Origin of the sequence: Brevundimonas sp., from assembly GCF_036659295.1 — a bacterium.
Classification (GTDB): domain Bacteria; phylum Pseudomonadota; class Alphaproteobacteria; order Caulobacterales; family Caulobacteraceae; genus Brevundimonas.
Window position 1 is genome coordinate 1 of sequence record NZ_JAVXCU010000054.1, and the last position, 4956, is coordinate 4956.

A 4956-nucleotide genomic window follows, 5' to 3' on the forward strand; every position below is an offset into this window, starting at 1 on the left:
GATCCATCGCGATGTCGTTGGAAATCATGCCGAAGAGGGGTGAAAACATGGGCGTCGGTTACCGCTTGTGTGTTTCGGGCCAGAATGGGCGCTAGAAAGAAATTGAGTCCGCGCTGGCTACACCCCTGTCCCCGATCCGCCCTTTAATGACGCCCCGAGTCTTTATGATCGTATGCCAGCCGACCGAATGTCCGGTTTGCCCTTATGAAGCGACGATTGCAAGCGCCTAAGCAACTGCCATCACCACCTTGTCAAAGGGGCATGATAGTTAAGTCATCAATGAGGCGAATTGATATCCCTTTCAGGAACATCAACCCCGTATTCACTAGGGCAAAGCTTGTTTCGGCCATTTACCGGCGACGGATGATTTCACGTACCCACAGCATCACCGCCAAAGCCGTCAACCCGATCACCGACAAGATGACCGAGGTCCAGACGCCATCCCCCTTTACGGCCGTCATAAAGCCCCCGCCAAAGAAAGCGACCATGGCCGTTTTGGGCAGGACACCCAGCGCGCATCCCGCCAGATAACTCCAGAACCCCGCCCGCACCGCACCAAAGGCCGAGTTCACCACGATAAAGGGTGCCGACGGCACATTGCGAATGATGAAACTGGCCACAAACGCATTGCGGCCAACAAAGGTCTTCATGCGCTCGAACCCTTCGCCGCCGATCTTCTCAAGCCAAAGGGCCGCCGGTCCGCGTCCCAGCCAATAGGTGACCGCCGCCGACACCACGGTCGCGATCCAGCTATAGGCAAAGCCGTGCCACGGCCCGAACGCCAGAACACACAGCCCGATCAGGATAAATTGCGGCGCACCGACAAACGCCGCCACGGTGAACAGCACAATCGCCGCCACCAGTCCCCACGGCCCGGCCCGATATCCGGACAGCCACAGGGCAAGCTCTTCCTCGCTATGGGCAAACTGCTGCTTGCCCACCGCAAATACGAGGCTGATGGCCGCCAGAAGAAGGACACCCGCCAGCAGTACGCGCCAGCGCTTGCCTTCCATCTGCATCAAAAAATCGACGATATGTCGCATAAATCTCGCTCAAACGAAGGAACTAGCCTGCCATACGCGCACAAACATTGTGCAACAGGTCCCGTATGCGTATCTAGCCACGCCTACCGGCATTTTTGTTCATTTCCTTAGACGGGATAGCTATGTCCAGCCTTCAGTCGTCCGCCCTCGCCCGCGTCAAGCCTTCGGCCACTCTGGCCGTGACTGCCCGTGCGCGCGAGCTCAAACGCGAGGGCCGCGATGTCATCGGCCTTGGTGCAGGCGAGCCCGACTTCGATACCCCCGAGAACATCAAGCAAGCCGCCATCGACGCCATTTCGCGCGGCGAAACCAAATATACCGACGCCGACGGTATGCCGGAACTGAAGGCTGCGATTGCCGCCAAATTCGCCCGCGACAACGGCCTGAAATACGACACCAACCAGATCCACGTCGCTCCGGGCGGCAAGCCGGTCATCTATAACGCCTTCCTCGCCACCCTGAATCCGGGTGACGAAGTGATCGTGCCCGCCCCGTACTGGGTGTCCTACCCCGATATGGTGCTGCTGGCAGGCGGCGAGCCGGTCATGGTTGTTGGCGAAGAAGCCGACGGCTTCAAACTGCGTCCCGAAGTGCTGGAAGCGGCCATCACGCCCAAGACCCGCTGGATCATCCTGAACAGCCCGTCCAACCCGACCGGTGCGGCCTATACCGCTGCCGAACTGGAAGCTCTGGCCGCTGTTCTGCGCAAGCACCCGCACGTCTGGGTACTGACCGACGACATGTACGAGCACCTCGTCTATGACGGCTTTGAGTACACCACCATCGCTCAGGTTGCGCCGGACCTTTATGACCGCACCCTGACCGTCAACGGCGTGTCCAAGGCCTATGCCATGACCGGCTGGCGCATCGGTTATGCCGGTGGCCCCAAGCCGCTGATCGACCTGATGCGTAAAGTCGCCAGCCAGACGACCTCGAACCCGACCTCCGTGTCGCAATGGGCCGCTGTCGAAGCGCTGAACGGTACGCAAGAGTTTCTGGCTCCGCGCGCCGAGGCCTTCAAGGCCCGCCGCGATCTGGTCGTTAAAATGCTGAACGAAGCCGAAGGCATCACCTGCGCTACGCCGGAAGGGGCCTTCTATGTCTATCCGTCGTGCGCAGGCCTGATCGGCAAGACCGCACCGTCGGGCGTCGTCATTGAAAACGACGAGGTCTTCACCACCGAACTGCTGAATGCCGAAGGCGTGGCTGTGGTTCAGGGCTCGGCCTTTGGCCTGTCGCCCTATTTCCGCATCTCGTACGCCACTTCCGATGCTGTGCTGGCCGAAGCCTGCACCCGCATCCAGAAGTTCTGCGCTTCGCTGAAATAGTTCGGTCCGAACCCGGACAGGGATTAGGGCGCTGTGGGGTAACCCGCAGCGCCTTTTTCTTTGCGATTACCCAGCGAGCAGCAAAAAGGGCACTGACCTTAAATCGCCAGTGCCCTTTGTGATCTTTAGTGCTTTTAAGCCCCGCGGCTGACCGCGTAGTCGGCGACGGCTTCCAGAGCCTTGCGCCAGTCACTGTCCGGCAGGATCGATAGAGCCGCCTTGGCCTGATCTGCATATTCATAGGCGCGATCCAGCGTGGCAATGATCGCCCCCGTACCGCTCATAATCTTCAGCGCCTGTTCGAAATCACCATCCTTGCGGTCACCGCGATGGATGGTGCGCTCCCAGAACGCATCCTCGGTGCCCTTGCTGCGCTCGATGGCCAGCAACAGCGGCAGTGTCACCTTGCCCTCGGCAAAGTCGTCACCGGCATTCTTGCCCAGAGCCTCGGAGGTCGCGCCGTAATCTAGCGCATCGTCCGAAAGCTGGAAGGCAATGCCCAGTGCCATGCCGTATTCGCGCAAGGCCGCAACCTTGTCGACCGATACGCCCGCGCCCAGCGCGCCCGTCTCGCAGGCGGCAGCGAACAGTTCCGCCGTCTTGGCGCGAATGATCTGGAGATAGGTGTCTTCATCCAGATTCACGTCGTGCGAACGGGTCAGTTGCAGCACTTCACCCTCGGCGATCACCGACGATGCTGTGGCCAGAACACCCAGCGCCTTGATAGAATCAGTCTCCACCATCAGCTCGAATGCTCGGGCAAACAGGAAGTCACCCACCAGAACCGACGAAGCCGCGCCCCAGATCAGGTGCGCCGCCACCTTGCCGCGTCGCATCTCGGACGAATCCACAATGTCGTCGTGCAGCAAGGTCGCCGTGTGAATAAACTCGACCGACGCCGCCAGTTTGCGGGCGGCGAGAATATCGCCCTCACCGCCACAGGCGCGCGCCGAAGCCACGGTCAAAAGCGGGCGCAAACGCTTGCCACCAGCGGAAATCAGGTGTTCCGCCAAGGCCGGAATAACCGGCACATCAGACTGCATACGCTCGATGATCAAGGCATCAACGGCGGCCATATCCGGCTTGGCCAGAGTGACGAGAGCATTCACATCGCCCATAGGGCGCGGTGCGACGGCGAGAGCTGCGTCCACGAAAATCTCTTTCGAAGTCAGAGGCAAATGGGGGAATTGCCTAAAATCCACACGCCTCGACTTGCCCCGAAGCGATGGCGCGCACAATGGTAGCGGCACCATGACGGGTCAAGCCGAACCAATGCCAGAAACTACCCTTGCCTCCACTGAAACGCACGTTTTGGGTGGACGTGTGCCTTTGCGCCAACCCGCACGCGGTTATCGTGCGGGCATGGACGCCGCCCTTTTGGCCGCCTGTATCCAGCCGCGTGCAGGCGAAAGCCTCATCGAGGCGGGCTGTGGCGCGGGTGCGGTTCTGCTGCAACTGGCCGCCCGCCATCCCGATCTGACCCTGACGGGCATTGAACGCGATCCGTTTGCCTATGAACTGGCCAAACACAATGCCGCCCTCAACGGGGCCAGCGACCGCGCAACCATTATCAATGGCGATATCGGTGAAGGCTTCAAATCGCTGAAACTGCCCCTGCATGACTGGGCTATTTCCAACCCGCCCTATTTCGACGACCCTGGCGCGATGCGCGCCCCGATGGAGGAAAAGCGCGGTGCATGGATGGCCGATCACGGTCTGAAGGCATGGGTGCAGTTCCTCAACAAGTCGGTGCGCGAAGGGGGCCGAATGGTGATGATCCACCGCGCCGACCGTCTGGCCGATATTCTGGGCCTGATGGCTCCCAAGGCCGGATCGTTTGCCATCCGCCCCATCCACTCCTTTGCCGACGAACCGGCCAAGCGTGTGCTGGTTCAGGCCATCAAGACCGGCAAGGCCCCGCTTCGCCTGTTGCCGCCACTCATCTTGCACAACCGTACCGGCCCCAAACACACGTCGCAGGCCGAAGCCATCCTGCGCGGTGAAACCACACTGTATTTCGAGTAAGTCCTTATCGGGCCTCGGACCCGAGCCCGCACGCACAGGAGCCTGCTATGTGGCGCAAAATACTGAGGCCGTTCGGCGTCGTGTCCTCGTTGGGTATCCTGCTCGGGGCAATGTGCTTCTTCACCGCCCTTAGCCCCAGTCTGGTGCCGCGCACCGGCTTGCTTCAAGGCGTCCTGGCAGGGTGCTGCTTTGCCGCCGGTTACGGGATCGGGGTTCTGGTTTCGTCATTATGGAGATGGCTGGGCCTGCCGGTCCCAAAACCGCTGCTTTTGCGTCGCATCTATTTCACAGCCCTGATCCTCGGCGCAGTTCTGATACTGGCGGCCCTGATACTGGCTGCCGGCTGGCAAAATGACGTGCATCGCGTCATGGGATTGCCGCCGGTCGAAAGCGTGCGCCCCTTCACCATTGCCGGTGTGGCCCTTGTGGTTGCCTGTATCCTGCTGGCTATCGGCCGCCTGTTCCGTCGCTCTGTGGCGACAGTGTCATCACGCCTGTCAGGGCATTTGCCCAAGAAGATCGCCATACTGACGGGGGTTATCGTCGCCCTCGCCCTGTTC

At 60.7% G+C, this 4956-nt stretch carries 5 protein-coding genes; 3 read left to right on the forward strand and 2 right to left on the reverse strand.

From position 1 onward, the window contains the following. Nucleotides 1-350: 350 nt before the first annotated feature. Nucleotides 351-1043, reverse strand: coding sequence for a VTT domain-containing protein (locus tag RSB01_RS10095; protein ID WP_332590063.1), 693 nt, complete (start codon nt 1041-1043; stop codon nt 351-353). A gap of 122 nt (nt 1044-1165) precedes the next feature. Here RSB01_RS10095 and RSB01_RS10100 point away from each other — a divergent pair, with 122 nt between their 5' ends. Then, nucleotides 1166-2371 carry a pyridoxal phosphate-dependent aminotransferase gene (locus tag RSB01_RS10100; protein WP_332620410.1) on the forward strand — a complete coding sequence of 402 codons (1206 nt, stop codon included), beginning with the start codon at nt 1166-1168 and terminating at the stop codon, nt 2369-2371. A 134-nt stretch (nt 2372-2505) separates the two neighbouring features. On the opposite strand, the gene RSB01_RS10105 is transcribed toward RSB01_RS10100, so the two are convergent. Then, nucleotides 2506-3480, reverse strand: coding sequence for a polyprenyl synthetase family protein (locus RSB01_RS10105; RefSeq protein ID WP_332591476.1), 975 nt, complete (start codon nt 3478-3480; stop codon nt 2506-2508). Between the two features lie 163 nt (nt 3481-3643). Between RSB01_RS10105 and RSB01_RS10110 the strand changes: the two genes are divergently transcribed. Together RSB01_RS10110 and RSB01_RS10115 are read left to right on the forward strand one after the other, a co-directional pair. Further along, a complete protein-coding gene (locus tag RSB01_RS10110) occupies nt 3644-4396 on the forward strand; it encodes a methyltransferase (RefSeq protein ID WP_332591471.1) in 753 nt (250 codons plus the stop codon). A 47-nt stretch (nt 4397-4443) separates the two neighbouring features. Then, nucleotides 4444-4956 (forward strand): alpha/beta-hydrolase N-terminal domain-containing protein (locus tag RSB01_RS10115; RefSeq protein ID WP_332625405.1); only part of this gene is annotated, 513 nt, incomplete at its 3' end.